At 39.8% G+C, this 17,148-nt stretch carries 19 protein-coding genes, 1 tRNA gene and 1 pseudogene; 13 read left to right on the top strand and 8 right to left on the bottom strand.

What is annotated here, in order from left to right; all coding sequences use genetic code 11:
• The first annotated feature begins 17 nt into the window (after positions 1-17).
• The 3 genes from ABJ384_RS05965 to ABJ384_RS05975 are packed head-to-tail and all read left to right on the top strand — an operon-like array spanning position 18 to position 1,489.
• Positions 18-395: a hypothetical protein gene (locus ABJ384_RS05965; RefSeq protein WP_349929482.1), complete on the top strand. Its 378-nt coding sequence runs from the start codon at positions 18-20 to the stop codon at positions 393-395.
• Positions 392-976 (top strand): N-acetylmuramidase family protein, encoded by a 585-nt coding sequence (locus tag ABJ384_RS05970; RefSeq protein WP_349929483.1) that lies wholly within the window; start codon positions 392-394, stop codon positions 974-976. Before ABJ384_RS05965 ends, ABJ384_RS05970 begins: the two co-directional genes overlap by 4 nt.
• Positions 977-1,489 carry a hypothetical protein gene (locus ABJ384_RS05975; RefSeq protein ID WP_349929484.1) on the top strand — a complete coding sequence of 171 codons (513 nt, stop codon included), beginning with the start codon at positions 977-979 and terminating at the stop codon, positions 1,487-1,489.
• 6 nt (positions 1,490-1,495) lie between these two features.
• Here the strand turns inward: ABJ384_RS05975 and ABJ384_RS05980 are convergent, their stop codons facing one another.
• Both ABJ384_RS05980 and ABJ384_RS05985 read right to left on the bottom strand, forming a co-directional pair.
• A complete protein-coding gene (locus ABJ384_RS05980; protein ID WP_349929485.1) occupies positions 1,496-1,948 on the bottom strand; it encodes a hypothetical protein in 453 nt (150 codons plus the stop codon).
• 208 nt (positions 1,949-2,156) lie between these two features.
• On the bottom strand, positions 2,157-3,404 hold the full coding sequence (locus ABJ384_RS05985) for a site-specific integrase (protein WP_349929486.1): 1,248 nt from the start codon (positions 3,402-3,404) through the stop codon (positions 2,157-2,159).
• Between the two features lie 160 nt (positions 3,405-3,564).
• Between ABJ384_RS05985 and ABJ384_RS05990 the strand changes: the two genes are divergently transcribed.
• Both ABJ384_RS05990 and ABJ384_RS05995 read left to right on the top strand, forming a co-directional pair.
• Positions 3,565-3,641 (top strand) — tRNA-Ile (locus ABJ384_RS05990).
• Positions 3,642-4,320: 679 nt separating this feature from the next.
• A complete protein-coding gene (locus ABJ384_RS05995; protein WP_166172073.1) occupies positions 4,321-4,533 on the top strand; it encodes a hypothetical protein in 213 nt (70 codons plus the stop codon).
• Positions 4,534-4,576: 43 nt separating this feature from the next.
• Here ABJ384_RS05995 and bioB read toward each other — a convergent pair whose 3' ends face one another.
• Both bioB and queG read right to left on the bottom strand, forming a co-directional pair.
• Complete coding sequence (gene bioB / locus ABJ384_RS06000; protein ID WP_349929487.1) at positions 4,577-5,566, bottom strand: biotin synthase BioB; 990 nt, start codon at positions 5,564-5,566, stop codon at positions 4,577-4,579.
• A gap of 285 nt (positions 5,567-5,851) precedes the next feature.
• The gene (gene queG / locus ABJ384_RS06005) at positions 5,852-6,964 is read right to left on the bottom strand and encodes a tRNA epoxyqueuosine(34) reductase QueG (RefSeq protein WP_349929488.1); all 1,113 of its coding nucleotides are present in this window, start codon (positions 6,962-6,964) and stop codon (positions 5,852-5,854) included.
• A 23-nt stretch (positions 6,965-6,987) separates the two neighbouring features.
• On the opposite strand from queG, the gene ABJ384_RS06010 reads away from it, so the two are divergent.
• The 3 genes and pseudogenes from ABJ384_RS06010 (at position 6,988) to ABJ384_RS06020 (ending at position 9,109) form a co-directional block, all read left to right on the top strand.
• On the top strand, positions 6,988-8,475 hold the full coding sequence (locus ABJ384_RS06010) for an NAD(P)H-hydrate dehydratase (protein ID WP_349929489.1): 1,488 nt from the start codon (positions 6,988-6,990) through the stop codon (positions 8,473-8,475).
• Positions 8,472-8,746: pseudogene (locus ABJ384_RS06015) on the top strand (acylphosphatase). Before ABJ384_RS06010 ends, ABJ384_RS06015 begins: the two are co-directional and overlap by 4 nt.
• Before the next feature lie 36 nt (positions 8,747-8,782).
• Positions 8,783-9,109 carry a hypothetical protein gene (locus ABJ384_RS06020; protein WP_349929490.1) on the top strand — a complete coding sequence of 109 codons (327 nt, stop codon included), beginning with the start codon at positions 8,783-8,785 and terminating at the stop codon, positions 9,107-9,109.
• A gap of 6 nt (positions 9,110-9,115) precedes the next feature.
• On the opposite strand, the gene ruvC is transcribed toward ABJ384_RS06020, so the two are convergent.
• Positions 9,116-9,661, bottom strand: a complete 546-nt coding sequence (gene ruvC, locus ABJ384_RS06025) for a crossover junction endodeoxyribonuclease RuvC (RefSeq protein WP_086195067.1) — start codon at positions 9,659-9,661, stop codon at positions 9,116-9,118.
• Positions 9,662-9,783: 122 nt separating this feature from the next.
• On the opposite strand from ruvC, the gene ABJ384_RS06030 reads away from it, so the two are divergent.
• Both ABJ384_RS06030 and ABJ384_RS06035 read left to right on the top strand, forming a co-directional pair.
• Positions 9,784-10,359, top strand: coding sequence for an FxsA family protein (locus tag ABJ384_RS06030; protein ID WP_349929491.1), 576 nt, complete (start codon positions 9,784-9,786; stop codon positions 10,357-10,359).
• 145 nt (positions 10,360-10,504) lie between these two features.
• Positions 10,505-11,146, top strand: a complete 642-nt coding sequence (locus ABJ384_RS06035) for a LysE family transporter (RefSeq protein WP_349929492.1) — start codon at positions 10,505-10,507, stop codon at positions 11,144-11,146.
• On the opposite strand, the gene ABJ384_RS06040 is transcribed toward ABJ384_RS06035, so the two are convergent.
• Positions 11,143-11,331 carry a hypothetical protein gene (locus tag ABJ384_RS06040; RefSeq protein ID WP_300046972.1) on the bottom strand — a complete coding sequence of 63 codons (189 nt, stop codon included), beginning with the start codon at positions 11,329-11,331 and terminating at the stop codon, positions 11,143-11,145. The genes ABJ384_RS06035 and ABJ384_RS06040 overlap by 4 nt on opposite strands.
• A 307-nt stretch (positions 11,332-11,638) precedes the next feature.
• Here ABJ384_RS06040 and ABJ384_RS06045 point away from each other — a divergent pair, with 307 nt between their 5' ends.
• On the top strand, positions 11,639-11,872 hold the full coding sequence (locus tag ABJ384_RS06045) for a hypothetical protein (RefSeq protein ID WP_086195071.1): 234 nt from the start codon (positions 11,639-11,641) through the stop codon (positions 11,870-11,872).
• A 76-nt stretch (positions 11,873-11,948) separates the two neighbouring features.
• On the opposite strand, the gene ABJ384_RS06050 is transcribed toward ABJ384_RS06045, so the two are convergent.
• Together ABJ384_RS06050 and metK are read right to left on the bottom strand one after the other, a co-directional pair.
• Complete coding sequence (locus ABJ384_RS06050) at positions 11,949-12,260, bottom strand: monooxygenase (RefSeq protein ID WP_300046975.1); 312 nt, start codon at positions 12,258-12,260, stop codon at positions 11,949-11,951.
• Between the two features lie 114 nt (positions 12,261-12,374).
• Positions 12,375-13,541, bottom strand: coding sequence for a methionine adenosyltransferase (gene metK, locus ABJ384_RS06055; RefSeq protein WP_349929493.1), 1,167 nt, complete (start codon positions 13,539-13,541; stop codon positions 12,375-12,377).
• A 904-nt stretch (positions 13,542-14,445) separates the two neighbouring features.
• On the opposite strand from metK, the gene tkt reads away from it, so the two are divergent.
• Positions 14,446-16,434 (top strand): transketolase, encoded by a 1,989-nt coding sequence (gene tkt, locus ABJ384_RS06060; protein ID WP_349929494.1) that lies wholly within the window; start codon positions 14,446-14,448, stop codon positions 16,432-16,434.
• A 160-nt stretch (positions 16,435-16,594) separates the two neighbouring features.
• Complete coding sequence (locus ABJ384_RS06065; RefSeq protein ID WP_086195075.1) at positions 16,595-16,810, top strand: hypothetical protein; 216 nt, start codon at positions 16,595-16,597, stop codon at positions 16,808-16,810.
• Positions 16,811-17,148 lie beyond the last annotated feature (338 nt).

A 17,148-nucleotide genomic window follows, 5' to 3' on the forward strand; every position in this document is an offset into this window, starting at 1 on the left:
TTGGAGTAATTAAATAAATGGAGCCAGTCTCTACAAGCGGATTAGCCGCATTTCTCAAGTTCTATGGAATGGTGATAGTAACAACATTAGCTATCATCATGGTTGCAACTGTTGTACTGATGATGCGTATGCCTCGCTCACCACAAGAATGGGTCACTGGCTTGATCTGTACTGTAGTTTCAAGTTTGGCAGGTGGGGCATTGATTATTGTCAAATTTAGTTTGCATCAATGGGTGACAGACATTTGGGGGATGATTGCTTTAGGTGGATTCTTCTTTGCATGTGGATTGCCAGGGTGGGCACTGGTCCGCTGGGTATTTAATTTTATTGATCAGCGTGAAGGTCGAACGCTGATTGAAATTATTCGTGAAATTAGAGGTGAGTATAAGAAATGAGTAAGAAACTTAATGAAGCACAAATTGCAGCACAGGCCAAAGCATTGGGGATTGAAGTTGCAGCACTCCGTGCGGTGATTGAAGTTGAGTGTAAAGGTTCAGGATTTAATGCAGATGGAACGCCGGTTATTTTATTTGAACGACATGTCATGCGTCAGCGTTTGATCGCAAACAAACGTGATATCGATCTGAGTCTAATTAGTGCTGAACGACCAGATCTATGTAGTAAGTCTACTGGTGCTTATGGCCTGTACTCAGCTCAGCATGGCCGTTTAAATGCTGCAGCTCAATACCATCGTAATTCTGCACTTGAATCTGCATCATGGGGCCTTGGCCAAGTCATGGGCTATCACTGGAAAGCTCTGGGCTACCAATCATTGCAAGCCTTCATTAATGCCATGTACAAGGATGAAGCCTCCCAGCTTGATGCAATGTGCCGGTACATCAAGGTAAATAACCTGGTTGATGCGCTAAAAAACAAAGACTGGAAATCCTTTGCACGTGGTTATAACGGTGCTGCTTATGCCAAGAATAGTTATGACGTGAAGCTAGGTAATGCTTACAAGAAATGGAGTAAATAAATGCCAATACTCACCATCTTATGGAAATTCAAATACTGGATCGCAATTGCGGTCTTTTTCTTTTTATGGGTAGGGCAAATTGCTTACACCAATCATTTAAGCGGAAAGCTTAAAGATGCTGAAACTGAATGCGATTCGCGTGTAGCCAAAGCAATTAAGCCTTATCAAGATTCGATAGTAAAAGCCCGGGAACAAAAAGCCATTACTGAAAAAGCCTGGTCAGATAAATATATTGAGGTAGAACAAAATGCGATTAAAAAAATACAAGATGCAAATGCTGCTGCTCGTAGTGCTGACCTGGCTGCTAGTGGGTTGTCAAAGCAGCTCAGTGAAGCCAACAAACGTTTGCCCACAGCTCCCAAAGAAACCATTATTGAGTACACCGTTACCAACAATGAGTTACTCGAAGCTTGCACAGCAGAATATCGAAGTATGGCAGAAAAAGCAGATGGCCACGCAATTGATGTCGAAAGATTAAGTAACGTTTGGCCAGAAGATAAAGCCCTCAAGTGAGGGCTTTTATAAGTTAGCCTTATATTTAATCAAAGTATCCGTGGGTGTTGGCTCAGCTCTCAAATGCCAACGTACCAGGTAACAGGCAAACCAAATACCGGGAATTAAAAGCAAACCAAAACCAAACCACAAGGAAACAGCAAGAGCAAATATTGAATTGACTATTCCAAAAAATGAACCAAAATAAACAAGATATGGATGAATTTTTTTATTCATTAACCAACCAATATTCATTGCGAGTAAAATAACTATGGCAATCAAGACAGAAAATGGAAATAGAATCACTTCAAGAAATTGGACAGCCGTGAGGGTGAATAAAGCGGGTGAATGGCTTAGATACTCAAAGAACCTATCAATATTGTTATGAGGTCCCATCCCAGTTAATGCTATATAAAAAAAGGGTAGAGTGAACAACCAAATTATGCAGGTGGTCACAATTTTTATTATCACTGATTTCACCTATTATTAATCCAGTTCATACAAGACAACTTATTTTAACTTAGTCGGAAGCTTGATATAAAATTTTAACTTCTAATCCAACTCAAAACTACAAACGCACACCCATGCTCATAATCAAAACAACTATGCCACACTGCCCAACCTGATTTTTTACTCCAGGGCTTGGAAAATTTCATGCAATGCTCAATATGGAAATATTCTAGTGTTTTCATATTTTTTCTTCTTTTATAGCTGTTTTATATTCACCCAATACAATGTCCTCAATAGCATTCATTGCTTCTCTTAATTTCTTATCGCTGACTTGAACATAACCTGCTGTTACATCACGATCATCATCTTCTTTATGGTTGAGCAATCTTTTAATGGTGTATTTTCCATAGTCGAGATTTTCAGCAATAGAGCCAAATGTTCTTCTTAAATCATGAAAACTAAATTTTACGCCACATGAATCATTAATTTTTTGGCGGACTTTTGAAATATTAACAATATGACCAGATTCAGATTTTGCAGAAGGGAATACCCATTCTGTTTTTGCTTGAGAATGACGTTTTTTCATTAAAGCAAAAAGAAATTCACCCATTGGTAATGTGTGAGGTTCTCCATTCTTTGGATCTACCGAAGTAATGCGGCCATATTTCAAGTCAATACTGGACCATGGGAGAGATTCACACTCATCACGTCTAAAACCAGTTAAAATCAAAGTCAGCAAAAAGTCTCGATTGGTTTCTAATTGTTGACCACGATCTTGATATTGAAATACAGCTTTAATCCAATCTGGTAATTGGTCTTCATTAATATAGGTCTTACGTCGTCTTATTTTATTCCATGCATTTTTAGCATTTAATGTTTTGATAGGGTTGTGAGCATCCAGAATAGGCTTATCATTTTCATCCAGGTAATGCTCAACTGAATAATTATAAATGGCGCGAAAAACACGCATGGCCATATTAGCCTGCGCTTTACTTCGTTGTGATAGTTCCGAGTGCTTAGCTTGTATCATGGATCGCGAAATATCATCAAGCTTAATGTCTTGCCATTCCTTTAAATAATCATCCACCACAATCGTATAATCTTTCACGCTTCGCGGCTTTAAAGTTTTGTGGAAGAGGTAATTATCAAAGGCCTGTTTTAATGTCGGCTTGCTTTTAGATAAATCCGATTTTGCTTTTTCTGCAGCAATCGCTTTTTTCTTTTCATTATTAGGATTGATGCCTTGCGACATTTGAGCAAGTTTATCTCTGGCGATGTCTCTGGCCTGAGCAAGGGTTAAATTCCCATGTAGACCAATTGTAGACCGTACTGTTTTACCTAAGACTTTCTTTTCGACAATATAGGTCTTACAAGTAGAATTTACACGAATAGCAAAACCAATGATCTCACTGTCACGAAAAATGGCAGGAGTCATTTCGAGTTGATCAATAAATGTCTTTGTGAGCTTTACTCTTGATGATGACATCGCTAGAATCGCTATCAATTGCAATACTTTGCAATATAGCACAATAATTTCTAGCGTCTACTATGGGTCTACAAGTAAAAAATACTTGCCCAATAAGCAAATGTTAGATAGTATTACTGCACAGCCAAGCTATTGAATACAATAGTTTTGCTATCATATAGGGCCTATAGCTCAGTTGGTTAGAGCAGCGGACTCATAATCCGTTGGTCGACAGTTCAAGTCTGTCTGGGCCCACCAAATAAATCAAGCACTTAAGAGCTATTCTCTTGAGTGCTTTTTCAATTCTAAATCCTATGTAAGCAGTCAAAAATAAATGGTGTAAGCAGGGTAGGCAATAAAAAAGTCTCATTAAGAAGCTTTTATTTCTTAGATAGTCAAAACTTAGATATTCATATTATAGTCTTTATTTTTAATAACCTATTGTTTTAGATTGCTTTATTAATGTTTTTATAGAAACTAAAATTATTGATTGATTAAAATTTCTTGCCTTTGAAGATAGTCTCGCCTCTTTAGCACTTAAGTGAATTTTATTTTGTAATTTTCTTAAAAATTAGAGTTAAGTTATTTGAATTATCATAAAAATATGATAATAAATAACTGTGATCTTTTTTTGATCACTTTGGTGTTTCAGGATGAAATATCAGATTATAGAAGCTGAACTTAAAAAATAAACAATGATGGAGTTTAGAAAATGCTTCAATTACTTATGAAATTATTTTGCTTACATGTGTATGAGTATGAGCATATGGAAGAGATCGGAGAACATAAAGAATGCAGAAAGTGCGGCATCAATAAACCACTTTAAATGAAACTATGGGGATCATTAAAAAGTGAGCTTCGGGCTCACTTTTTAATTCTTAGAAATAATTGAAAAAAAGATTAAACTACCAATTTAGACCTATTTGAAATTGTAGTCATGAGCATTGATTTTACTGCAGATACTTACATTGTCACTGATCAATTAGCAGACACTTTGGTCTGGTTAAGTCATCATCAGGATTGTTTTGATTCGTTCAGTTATGACACTTTTACTCAGGAGTTGGTGGTTTACCATGCCAATGGAGCAGATATCATTCGTCGGGGAAATTATTTAAATGCACGTTATGGCATGTTAATTACCTCGGGTTAAATAAAAAAAGCCCTAAAAGGGCTTTTTTTAGAATTTGCTCAGTTTAACTGGTCATGGCATCTACGGAGAGTTCTTTGACTGTTGGTTTGGCTTTTTCTGCGATTAAACCTAACTTGTTAAATAACTGTCTGTCCTTACCTTCACCGGCATTCGGTGTGGTCAAGAGTTTCTCACCCGAGAAAAGTGAGTTGGCACCTGCCATAAAAGCCAGTGCCTGATCAGAATCGGACAAAGACTCTCGCCCTGCAGACAGGCGAATATAGCTTTTAGGCATAATAATCCGGGCAACCGCAATGGTACGAATCCATTCAGTCACATCTAGTTTTTCCACATCAGCCAGTGGCGTACCTTCAATTGGCACTAGCATATTGATGGGTACTGATTCAGGATGAATCGCTAAAGTCGCTAACTCATGCAATAAACCAATACGGTCCTGGCTGCTTTCACCCAAACCGACAATTCCGCCACTACACACTTTCATGCCGGCTTGACGGACAAAATCCAGAGTATTTAAGCGGTCATCAAAGGTACGGGTACTGATCACATTGGAATAATATTCACGTGAGGTATCTAGATTGTGGTTGTAATAGTCTAGCCCTGCATCTTTTAAACGTTCTGCTTGCGACTGGTTGAGCATGCCTAAAGTCATGCAGGTTTCCAGACCCAAGGATTTTACTTCCCGTACCATTTCCAGTACATAAGGCATATCGCGTTCATGTGGATTACGCCATGCTGCACCCATGCAGAAACGAGATGAACCAGAAGCAAGCGCTTCTTTGGCTTCCTGAATCACTTTATCCACGGCAATACGTTTTTCGGCTTCAAGTTTCGAATCATAATGCGCCGATTGTGAACAATACTTACAGTCTTCCGGGCATTTACCTGTTTTGATCGAAAGTAGTGTACTGACCTGAATGGTATTTGCAGCAAAATGTTCACGATGAATGCGCTGTGCTTCAAAAACCAGATCTAAAAAAGGCTGGTTATATAAATCCTGAATTTCTTCTCGTGTCCAGTCATTACGTACATTCATTAGTGAAATTCCATAAATATCTTCATTATTACTTTTATCATACATAATTTATGCCAAATCCAAAGGCATAAACGACCAAATTTAATAGCATCTAACGATTGATTTTTAAAGTTTATAGTAATTGTAAGATTGTATATTTAGTAGCAAATTGAAGCTATTTACTATAAATATCACTGCAAAGTTTTTTTATTGTTTTTATAATTTTGTCCTGATCTGGAGTTTATGTTTTTTATTAAGGTAAAACTTTGTCAGTATCTTGAAATTAAAAAACTGGAGCAATAGCTGTTAATTTTGGCTCAGTATGGAACTGGATTTGGCCAGATGTTCTTGAATTGCCCAGTCAATATGGACTTGCACAATCTCATCATGCTGGTCGCGAGTTTGCTTTAAAGTTTCCATAATTTCTGTGGAAAAAGGTGCATTGCCCAAACCAATGGCAATATTACGCATAAAGCTTTGGTAACCAGTGCGCCGTAGTGGGCTGCCTTCGGTATGGGCTAAAAAAGTCTGTTCATCCCAATGCCATAAGTCCAGTAAACTCACCTGATCTAAACCATGTCGCGGATTAAAATCTTCAATAGTGGCTTTCTTGGCAAAGCTGTTCCAGGGACAGATCAGCTGGCAATCATCACAGCCAAACACGCGGTTACCGATGCCACGGCGTAATTCTTCAGGAATAATGCCTTGATATTCAATGGTCAAATAGGCAATACATTTACATGCATCGAGCATATAGGGTTCAACAATGGCTTGGGTTGGGCAAATATCAATACACGCTGTACACGAGCCACAGTGTTTGCTGGCTGGAGCATCAAAAGGCAAATCCAGCGAGGTGAACAATTCACCTAAAACAAAAAATGAACCTGATTTTTTATGGATCAGTAAGGTGTGTTTTCCGGTCCAGCCCATGCCGGCATTTTCAGCCAAAGATTTTTCAAAGATGGGAGCAGAGTCGGCAAAGGGACGAGATTCAAAATCTCCCACTTTTTCCCGAATTTTGCTGGCTAATGTTTTGAGACGGCCACGCATAGTTTTATGATAATCTCGACCACGCGCATAACGTGCAATGATGGCGGCATTTGGTTCATCCGGGACATAACGTGGCTTGGGTGTTTCCACCAAGTAGTTCATCCGGACACAGATAATGCTTTTGGTCCCCGGCACTAGTAAAGTCGGATCAGCCCGTTTTTCCAGGTTTTCTTCTAGAAATTTCATGTCGCCATGGTAGCCACGTTTCAAATATTCTTGAAAACGTGGTAATTCTTCTTGAGCATCCGGTTTGGCAATGACACAATCACTAAAACCTAATTGCAACGCCTGTGCTTTAATCCACGCTTTCAGCGCTTCAGGATCGGTTTGATCTAAAGGAATTTTTTGTGATGCTGCGGATGAAGCCATAATGATATAAAAAAGGAAGAACAATGCCTCAGCAAGTTTACCATAGCCCTGTTTATCATAGCCAAAGTATTCAAGCTTGGGAGCAACGCTGGTTTGCCAAGCAAAACAGTTCTTATGGCTTAATGCAGCAAGTGGCCTGGATGATTGCGCAGCGCTTAGTTCCCATTTTTCAGCGACAAAATATCCGAAATATTGCGGTCTGCTGTGGACAGGGCAATAATGCCGGAGATGGTTATCTGACGGCTAAATATTTAAAACAATATGGTTTTGATGTAGATATTTATGCTGCTGAATTGGGTGCATCCAAAGATTTGAACACTGCCTATCAGGAGGCAGTAAGTACTGAAATCAACATTTATGCAGGGTTTGCATTTCAAAAAAAATATGATGGTTATATTGATGCACTATTTGGCATCGGCTTAAACCGGGAACTGGGGGCAGACTGGCAACAGATCATTCAAAGTATCAATGCTGAAACAGGCCTGAAAATCGCCATTGATATTCCAAGCGGCTTACAAGCAAATAGTGGTCAGCCCTTACCCTGCGCCATTAAGGCAGATTATACCTATACAGCTTTGGGCTTGAAAGCTGGACTCTTTACCGGACAAGGCAAAGAGTTTGCCGGACAGGTGGAGGTGATTTCCCTGATTCCTACCGATGCTGAATTAAAGCCCATTGCCCAGCTTTCATCGCAGAGTATTCATTTACCGCAACGCCAAGCTTTTGGTCATAAAGGTAGTTATGGTCATGTGTTGGTCGTTGGTGGCCATGAAAATATGGGTGGTGCAGTAATGATGGCGGCTGAATCTGCGTTTAGTGCCGGGGCGGGCAAAGTCACCATTGTCTGTCATGAAAAACATCACACTGCAATTTTGGCACGTTCACCCAATATCATGCTGCGAGATATTAATGTCTTGACCAAAGTCGAGATTCAGCAATTATTAGATCATGTTGATGCTGTCAGTTTTGGCATGGGACTTGGCCGTGATGCATGGTCAGAACAGCACTATTTTAAATGGTTTCCGAAGTTAAATTCAGTTGACCATTTACATGTGGTGCTGGATGCTGATGCATTGTGGTTCTTAGCGGAGCATCCCGACATATTAAAAGCAAATAGTTATGCCACACCTCATTCGGGTGAGGCAGCAAAATTGTTGGGGTGTTCAGTCAAAGATGTTGAAAATGATCGAGTCGCAGCGATACATGCCCTTCAGGAAAAATATGCCGGACAATGGGTACTGAAAGGTTCAGGCAGTTTAATTCTGCAAGATCAGCTGTGGATTTGTACCGCCGGAAATGCCGGTATGGGAACTGGCGGTATGGGCGATGTCTTGGCGGGTATGGCTGCCAGTTTAAAGGCGCAATTTGCCGGGAAAATCCAGCTGCATGAAATTGTAACTTTGCATGCCTTGGCGGGGGACTGGCTGGCAGAGCAAGGCATGCGTGGTTTGCAGGCGCAGCATATGCATGCAGCAATTTATCATGTAGTGAATCAGGGAAATGGCAAATGAATAGGATGGTTAAACTGATTATTCAGGGTAAGGTTCAAGGCGTCAGTTATCGTCGCTGGTTTGCCCAGCAGGCTGAAGAATTAGAGTTAAAAGGTTATTGAAAAATTTGACTACGGGTGAAGTGGAGGCCTTGGTTGCAGGCGATGCACTGATCATTGAAGAGCTTTTGCAGTGAAGTTGGCTAGGGCCGAGTCGGGCAGAAGTTTCAGGAATTATTCAAACACCAGTCCAGCCCGATGCTTATCTTAAAGAATTTAAAATCCTGTATTAAATAAGAAACGATAAGAATAATGAGTTAAAGGAAAAGATGGATAAATATCTGGTGGTCGCTATTGTTGTAATTGCTTGTATTGTTCTGGTGATTTATACGCAACGTGCAGATTCTGGTTCGGCTAAAAAATCATTTAAAGACATTGTACAAAAAGAATTTAGCCCATATAAAGTCATTGAAAGAAATGGTGTGATTGTTATCGGTGAGTACAATACTCATGACCAGTTTGAAGAGCGAATCATGATTCGAATTGACCAAAATCAGAAAAAGAATATACGAAATTTTGGACGGAGAGTGACCTTTACTTATAGTAAACAACCCTCGGTCCGGGAAATGCGTCAGGATTTTGCACCTTATCTTTAAACGTGCTTAACGTCTTCTGCCACTGTAACGGCTACGCCCACGGGCCATGCCACCCAAGGCATTCAGTACCGCCATTTTACTCATACTGCCTGAGGCATGGGCATGACAAATGGCGGCAGCCAAGGCATCGGCAGCATCCTGCTGTGGTTTGATGCTTAAATTTAAAATCCGCATCACCATCATCTGTACCTGTTCTTTATCCGCTGCACCATAACCGACTACAGACTGCTTGATTTGACGGGCAGTATATTCAGCCACCTGCAAATCCAGATTCACCAAGGCGGCAATGGCTGCACCACGAGCTTGTCCCAGTTTTAAAGCAGAGTCCGGGTTTTGTGCCATAAAGACCTGTTCAACTGCAGCTTCGGTAGGGCCATGAAATTTAACAATCCGTTCCACACCTGCAAAAATCCGTTTCAAGCGTTCAGGCATTTCCGGGGTTTCGGTACGAATGGTTCCTGCATCTACAAATGTTAATTTTTGCCCATCTTTTTCGATAATGCCATAACCTGTTAAGCGTGAACCGGGGTCAATACCGATAATTAATGACATGCAAAGCCTTTAAAAATAAAATAATGCCCATATTGTTACATAAGCGTAGCAAAAAAGCTTGATAGTGATTAAGCAGTTAATGACTACACCTTATTCATTTTGTTGAGATTAGATTAATTTTCATGAAATTATTTCTTATTGTACTGGTTGGCTTAATCCTGGAAGTTTTTGTCTGGATTGGCGTGGGTGACCTCGTCGGCAGCATGTGGTACGTATTTTTCTGGTTTGTTGCAGCCTTCTTTATCGGGATGAACCTGATTCGTAAATATTCAGTAGGTTTGATGCCACAAATGCAGCAAATGCAAATGGGGCAAATGAGTGGTGATCCTGCATTGACCAATAATTTGCCTAAAATTCTGGCCGGTTTTTTCCTGCTGATTCCAGGTTTAATTACCGATGTTCTGGCATTGTTAATTTTGATTCCGGGCGTTCAGAATGCCTTTAAAAATGTCATGATGAAAACCATGGCCAAACGTCAGCAAGCCATGATGGATAAAATGATGGGTGGCATGATGGGTAATATGAATGGCATGGGCGGTGATGCTCAAGGGCAAAACCCATTTGCGGATTTAATGCGTCAAATGCAAGGCATGCAGCAAGGCGGTTCACAGCATCGCGATTCCAGCATCATTGATGGTGAAGCACGTGAAGTAACACCTGAAGCGAAAAAAATTGAATTGAAAGGTGTGAAAAAATAATTTTTAAAATGATATTTTTTAAGCCGAATCATCATGCTTCGGCTTTTTTATGTTTTGAATTTTTATCTAAATTATTTAAAGCTGCAATCATGCAAAAGATTAAACAAACGATATAATACGTTTTTTAAAAATCTCCACTATTTCTATGTCACTGCTTTTGACCATTTGTGCACTGCATTTTGTTGCACAGCTTAGCCCGGGACCTGATGTTTTATTGATTGCCAGAAGTTCGGCATCGACCTCAAGAGCCAATACATTAAAGATTATTCTGGGTATTTCAGTCGGCATTCTGGTTTGGGTGGTACTGACCTTGCTGGGCTTTACTGTGCTGGTTGAACAATTTCCATGGATACAACAGATTTTAATGCTGGTCGGTGGCCTATTTCTGGCACGGATGGGCTGGGCCATGCTGAATGGCGGTTTAAAAACCCTTAAACAGCACACCGGCATAGAGACGGATGGTCAGCAAGTTGCAACAGCAGATGCGCAAAATTATTTTTTATCGGGATTGTTGACCAATCTCTCCAACCCTAAAACGCTGATTTATTTTAGTAGTGTCTTTTCTTTGGCCTTAAGTTCTTCAGCTTCGAGCTATTTAAAAACACAGCTGGCCATTATTATCCCAATCCAAACTTTTTTGGTCTTTACTTTGCTCATGCTGATTTTGTCTAGGCCAAAAATTAAAACGGCCTATCAGCATTCTGGCAGTTATATTGATGTGATTTCGGGCGGGTTATTTCTGATTTTCGCCATCTGGTTATGGTATGACGTACTTGCCATGTTTTAACTATTGGAAGCAGTTTCATCGGTAACTGGTATGGATAGGACCGCAGGGGATGTGACTTGCTCATTTTTTTGAGGTTGTACGTAGCGATTAGGCTTTAAGGTTGCTTCTGTATTTTCTGAACCTTTATAGCTGCGACTACGGTTGGCACGTTCGCGTAAGCCGCCTTTTTTAATCAGTTGAACCATAAGATCCTCTCTTTCAAGTTATTCAGGGCTATTTTACTCAAAATACGAGCCTGTAGGGAGAAGATTAAAATACAGATTTAAGGGTGATGTTTTGTGTTCCAAATAGGGTCTCTTTATTTTGAGGTTTTTATTTTTCTATAAAAATTAGTGTCTTGAATTTGTGCTGGAACTATTTTTACTTGGGTGACTTTACTTGTAGATCAATAAGCTTGTATTCCCAAAAAGACTGGCTTAATATTTTATTGAAACTCCGGTCCATCAGTGTTAAAAGATGGAAAATAAAAACAAAAATGGTAGGAGCATAGCTATGCTATATCAATATCATTGTGCCTGTTGTAACAAAGTTGTTGAATCGACTGAAAAGGAATGTAGTAGTTGCGGTTCACATAATATAAGAAGTCCTTATGGTTTCTGGATTTTGTGTATTTTAACCTGTCTGGCAGCCGTTATTCTTTTTAAAATTAGCCATGTTTATTTACAGGATCATCAAGATGTTCCTCTGCAACCTTCTGTACTGGAAGTGATTAGTACCAGACAATAATAGAATTCAGTTTGATTGATTGAAAAAATCCTGATTTTTGACCGTCAGGATTTTTTTGTTGAGCAACTTTTAGATTTTATGGATTTAAAAAGTCTGCCTGATTGATGGTAGACAGAGGCTTATTCACTTCAAAAATTTTTCCACGAATATTATCGATGCCAAAACTTTGCAGACGTGCAGTGTGCATGCGTAAGTATTTTTCTGCATGGTCTTGGCTGTCAAATAAATAGATACCGCCCGCTTCTTGGGTAGCACTATTTTCTGTCCATATTTTCCATAGCAAGCCATCTTCCTGATTAATGATTTCTGCAAGTTGTTGATAAGCTTGACTCATTTCCTCGCCAAATGGACCTTGAGAAGGGAAGTCAACTTGAAGAATAACAGCCATATTTTTATCCTATGCCATAAAACGATGATTGATCATAACATTGTAGGCTTTGCTATATTATTTTAAAGCAGAAATAAAAAAGCCCACAACAATGTGGGCTTTTTGATGAAAAAATTACAGTCCGGCAGAGGCTTTAAGTGCTTCCACTTTATCGGTTTTTTCCCAGGTAAATGCAGTATCTGAACCTTGGCGGCCAAAGTGACCATAAGCAGCAGTTTGCTTATACATCGGTTGAATCAGATCCAACATGCGAGTAATGCCATATGGACGCAAGTCAAAGTGTTGACGAACCAATTGAATAATGAATTCTTCAGGCACTTTGGCTGTGTTAAATGTATTGATTGAAATAGAGGTAGGCTCTGCCACACCAATGGCATACGACACCTGGATTTCACATTTATCTGCCAGGCCAGCTGCTACAATATTTTTCGCTACATAACGGCCCGCATAAGCTGCTGAACGGTCAACTTTAGATGGGTCTTTACCAGAGAAAGCACCGCCGCCGTGACGAGCCATACCACCGTAAGTATCGACAATGATTTTACGGCCAGTTAAACCACAGTCACCTACAGGACCGCCAATCACAAACATCCCGGTCGGGTTGATGTGGAATTTGGTGTCTGCATGGAACATTTCGGCAGGAATGATTTTCTTCACGATTTCTTCAATCACAGCTTCTTTTAAGTTGGCTTGTGAAATTTCAGGATCGTGCTGGGTAGAAAGTACCACAGCATCCAAACGGACAGGCACGCCATTTTCATAGGCAAAAGTCACCTGACTTTTCGCATCTGGACGTAACCATGGTAATGAACCATTACGACGTAACTCAGCCTGTTTTTCCATTAAGCGGTGTGCATATGAAATAGGAGCTGGCATTAACACGTCAGTTTCACGGCTGGCATAACCAAACATCAAGCCCTGGTCACCGGCACCCTGATCTTCAGGTTTTTGGCGGTCTACACCCTGAGCAATTTCAGGAGACTGTTTACCGATCATGTTGATCACGGCACAGGTTGAACCATCGAAACCGAGGTCAGAATGATGATAGCCAATACCATTTACGGTTTGACGTACGATTGCTTCAAAGTCGACGTTAGCAGTTGTTGTGATTTCACCGGCAAGTACTACCGCACCCGTTTTTACAAGCGTTTCACAAGCAACCCGTGCATAAGGGTCTTCTTTTAAGATTGCATCCAAAATAGCATCACTGATTTGGTCAGCCATTTTATCCGGATGGCCTTCGCTTACAGATTCCGAGGTAAATACAGCGTACTCGCGCATAAGTCCTATCACAGTTAATTCAAAAGACGCGATATGTTACATCGAGTTGGACTTTTGGACCAGTTCTAGACGATAAAAATGGATGAATTTATTTCAATTCAATGACTTTTTAATTGATATGGGCATCTAAAAAACTGATAAGTCGTTAAAAATGAGCCTGAAATAGTATTTTGCTTATAACAAAAATTTGCTTAAGCAAATATTTAATCCTTGCTTCAAAAGCATTTCTATTTAATCAAAAACGATTATAAATATATTTAATCATTTAAAAATTTATATATATTATTGTTATATATTAACTTCGACAAAAAATCATTTTGAAAAAAGCCTGACGGGATGAAACTTTATAAAAGTGAAGCGATACAGTTAAGAGGAATTAAATTTTTCAGTTAGTTTTGTTTAAAGTGAATCAAATTCATTTTTTAAGCTTTTGAGTGTTTATTCATCAATTGGGTAAGGCCAAAAATCTAATTTACCCTGTAATTTTGTAGCGGGCATTTATCAAAGCATAAACAATAAAATGATTCTGTAAATGAGGAAAAGCTTTAAAGGCTATATTCAATAGCCAAAGTAAAGGTTTTTTTATCATTGTTGGATACTCTTTATCTTTTCTCACATAAAGAAATAAAAGCAACTGGTGAAACAACGCTCATGCAATTAATAATGGTTAAAGTGTCATATATAAATTTTAGATTAAATAAGCCAAGGTATTTAATCATGCGCTAAGTCGCTGCAAATGATGTGAAATTGAGCTCTGCCTGCATTAAAGTATGTCCAGTGGTGAATAAATGCCGAAATGTTGGCTATTAGACTTTACCCTTTGCTGTTTTTTTAAGACAATATAGCCAGCTTTGAATTTTCCTATTCATCATATTCTTTAAACGATTTAGTTGGACTCTGACCTATGACAACCCCGCTTAACGAACGTCGTATTGCAAACGCAATTCGTGTATTGGCAATGGATGCTGTGCAAAAAGCAAATTCAGGACATCCAGGTGCTCCGATGGGGATGGCAGACATCGCTGATGTCGTTTGGCGTGAATTTTTAAATCATAACCCGCAAAACCCGCAATGGGCCAACCGTGACCGTTTTGTATTGTCTAACGGCCATGGCTCTATGTTGCAATATGCATTATTGCATTTGACCGGTTATGATCTTTCTATTGAAGATTTAAAATCTTTCCGCCAGTTACATTCTAAAACCCCAGGTCACCCTGAATTAGGTTATGCACCAGGGATTGAAACCACGACTGGTCCATTGGGTCAGGGTATTGCCAATGCGGTTGGTTTTGCGCTGGCTGAAAAAACTTTAGCTGCTCAATTTAACAAAGACGACATCAAAGTGGTTGACCACTTCACTTACTGTTTCCTGGGTGATGGTTGCTTGATGGAAGGTGTTTCTCATGAAGCATGTTCACTTGCAGGTACTTTGGGTCTGGGTAAACTTGTCGTTTATTACGATGACAATGGCATTTCTATTGATGGTGAAGTAGAAGGCTGGTTCTCTGACGATACAGAACAACGTTTCCACGCTTATGGTTGGCAAGTGATTAAAGTGGATGGTCACGATAGCGATGCGATCCGTCAAGCAACTGTTGCAGCAAAAGCTGAAACGGCTAAACCGACTTTAATTATCTGTAAAACAATTATTGGTTTAGGTTCACCAAACAAACAAGGTAAAGAAGATTGTCATGGTGCACCACTGGGTAATGACGAAATCGCCTTGACGCGTGAAGCTTTGGGTTGGACTGAAGGTCCATTCGAAATTCCTGCTGACGTTTATGCAGCTTGGGATGCCAAAGACAAAGGTGCTCAATCTGAATCTGTATGGAATGAAACTTTTGCTGCATATGCTGCAAAATACCCAACTGAAGCGGCTGAACTTAAACGTCGTTTAAGCGGTGAATTACCGGCTGATTTTGTCGCTAAAGCAGATGCTTATATTGCTGAAGTGAATGCAAAAGCTGAAACCATTGCAACGCGTAAAGCAAGTCAAAATGCACTTCAAGCACTTGTACCATTGTTGCCAGAAGTTTTGGGTGGTTCTGCTGACTTGGCAGGTTCAAACCTGACCTTGTGGAAAGGTGCGCAAGGCGTACAAGACAATCCGGCGGGTAACTATGTTCATTACGGCGTACGTGAATTTGGTATGACTGCAATTGCCAACGGCGTTGCATTGCATGGTGGTTTCATCCCTTACGTTGCAACATTCCTGATGTTCATGGAATACGCACGTAATGCAGTCCGTATGTCTGCACTGATGAAACAGCGTGTGATTCATGTCTATACCCATGACTCAATCGGTCTGGGTGAAGATGGTCCTACGCATCAACCGGTAGAACAAATTGCCTCTTTACGTGGCACACCAAACTTAAATACCTGGCGTCCATGTGACACTGTAGAAGCTTCTATTTCATGGAAATCTGCATTGTTACGTAGTGAAGGTCCTACAGCGTTGATCTTCTCTCGTCAAAACTTACCATTCCAAACGCGTACTCAAGCACAAATTGAGAACGTCGCTAAAGGTGGTTATGTTCTGGCTGAAGAAAAAGGTGAATTAAAAGCTATTATTATTGCGACTGGTTCTGAAGTTTCATTGGCAATGGAAGCGTATGCACAACTTGAAGGTGTACGTGTAGTGTCTATGCCATGTGCTGAAGAATTTGTAAAACAGGATGCGGCTTACCGTGAGGCAGTTCTTCCTTCAAACATTCGGGCGCGTGTAGCGGTTGAAGCTGCGCATGTCGATTACTGGTGGAAATTTGTAGGTCTGGACGGTCGCGTGATCGGTATGACCACATACGGTGAATCTGCACCTGCGAAAGACTTGTATCAATATTTCGGTATTACCACTGAAGCGGTTGTTGCAGCAGTAAAAGACATTACCGCTTAATCAATCTGATTAACCGGTTAAAAAGACGCCCCAGCAAAAGGGGCGTTTTTCATTGCAGAAATAACGATTTGTAACGAATGATTTAAACGTCTAGGTTTAAAATTAATTCATTCATACAGTATTCAGCCCGGGGTGCATGATTGCCCCAAGTGAGGAAAATATGAGCCTTTATGATCAGATTAATGATGAAATTGTCCTGATGGATGCTGGTGAACAGAAATGGATTGGTGCAGACCTTGAACTTGATGCTATGGTTGCTGTGGAACTCATGCTGCAAGACTTGCAGGAAGACAAGGTGATCAAGATCCGCCGTAAGAATCATGAAAAGCATACCGGTTTAAAGCAAATCGACCGTATTTTGGTTGAAAAGTTATAAAGATGAAACATCTTTAAAAAGCCCCTGATGGGGCTTTTATTATTTTGGACATTTAAAAATGTCAATAGTTAAGAGTAGACGGACTGTACTTTTCATTCATTGATCATAATTTTTATAAACTGTATATTTTTGTATTAAATATTTAATAAAAACAGAAACAAGTGATAAAGACATAAAATTGTGAATCAGGGTTTAAAATAAATGATGATGATGATCAATATATTAAGATGAGGTGACCACATCATTTCATTTATGGAGCTAGATAACCGGTAATTGTTCTATTCTTGCAACATATCGTTTTATCTATATCGGTGAATTAAGATAAGAAAGGTATAGAC

This window comes from Acinetobacter sp. A1-4-2, from assembly GCF_040233925.1.
Lineage (GTDB): Bacteria > Pseudomonadota > Gammaproteobacteria > Pseudomonadales > Moraxellaceae > Acinetobacter.

Excerpts from the sequence above, each read along its gene's own strand:
- ABJ384_RS05995 (WP_166172073.1), top strand. The coding sequence starts at position 4,321 with ATGAGCATTGATTTTACTGCAGATACTTACATTGTCACTGATCAATTA.
- tkt (WP_349929494.1), top strand. The coding sequence starts at position 14,446 with ATGACAACCCCGCTTAACGAACGTCGTATTGCAAACGCAATTCGTGTA.
- ABJ384_RS05985 (WP_349929486.1), bottom strand. The coding sequence starts at position 3,404 with ATGTCATCATCAAGAGTAAAGCTCACAAAGACATTTATTGATCAACTC.
- metK (WP_349929493.1), bottom strand. The coding sequence starts at position 13,541 with ATGCGCGAGTACGCTGTATTTACCTCGGAATCTGTAAGCGAAGGCCAT.
- ABJ384_RS06050 (WP_300046975.1), bottom strand. The coding sequence starts at position 12,260 with ATGGCTGTTATTCTTCAAGTTGACTTCCCTTCTCAAGGTCCATTTGGC.
- ABJ384_RS06020 (WP_349929490.1), top strand. The coding sequence starts at position 8,783 with ATGGATAAATATCTGGTGGTCGCTATTGTTGTAATTGCTTGTATTGTT.
- ABJ384_RS05975 (WP_349929484.1), top strand. The coding sequence starts at position 977 with ATGCCAATACTCACCATCTTATGGAAATTCAAATACTGGATCGCAATT.
- ABJ384_RS06040 (WP_300046972.1), bottom strand. The coding sequence starts at position 11,331 with ATGGTTCAACTGATTAAAAAAGGCGGCTTACGCGAACGTGCCAACCGT.
- ABJ384_RS06035 (WP_349929492.1), top strand. The coding sequence starts at position 10,505 with ATGTCACTGCTTTTGACCATTTGTGCACTGCATTTTGTTGCACAGCTT.
- ABJ384_RS06045 (WP_086195071.1), top strand. The coding sequence starts at position 11,639 with ATGCTATATCAATATCATTGTGCCTGTTGTAACAAAGTTGTTGAATCG.
- ABJ384_RS06065 (WP_086195075.1), top strand. The coding sequence starts at position 16,595 with ATGAGCCTTTATGATCAGATTAATGATGAAATTGTCCTGATGGATGCT.
- ABJ384_RS06030 (WP_349929491.1), top strand. The coding sequence starts at position 9,784 with ATGAAATTATTTCTTATTGTACTGGTTGGCTTAATCCTGGAAGTTTTT.
- ABJ384_RS05965 (WP_349929482.1), top strand. The coding sequence starts at position 18 with ATGGAGCCAGTCTCTACAAGCGGATTAGCCGCATTTCTCAAGTTCTAT.
- ABJ384_RS06010 (WP_349929489.1), top strand. The coding sequence starts at position 6,988 with ATGCCTCAGCAAGTTTACCATAGCCCTGTTTATCATAGCCAAAGTATT.
- bioB (WP_349929487.1), bottom strand. The coding sequence starts at position 5,566 with ATGAATGTACGTAATGACTGGACACGAGAAGAAATTCAGGATTTATAT.
- queG (WP_349929488.1), bottom strand. The coding sequence starts at position 6,964 with ATGGCTTCATCCGCAGCATCACAAAAAATTCCTTTAGATCAAACCGAT.
- ABJ384_RS05970 (WP_349929483.1), top strand. The coding sequence starts at position 392 with ATGAGTAAGAAACTTAATGAAGCACAAATTGCAGCACAGGCCAAAGCA.
- ruvC (WP_086195067.1), bottom strand. The coding sequence starts at position 9,661 with ATGTCATTAATTATCGGTATTGACCCCGGTTCACGCTTAACAGGTTAT.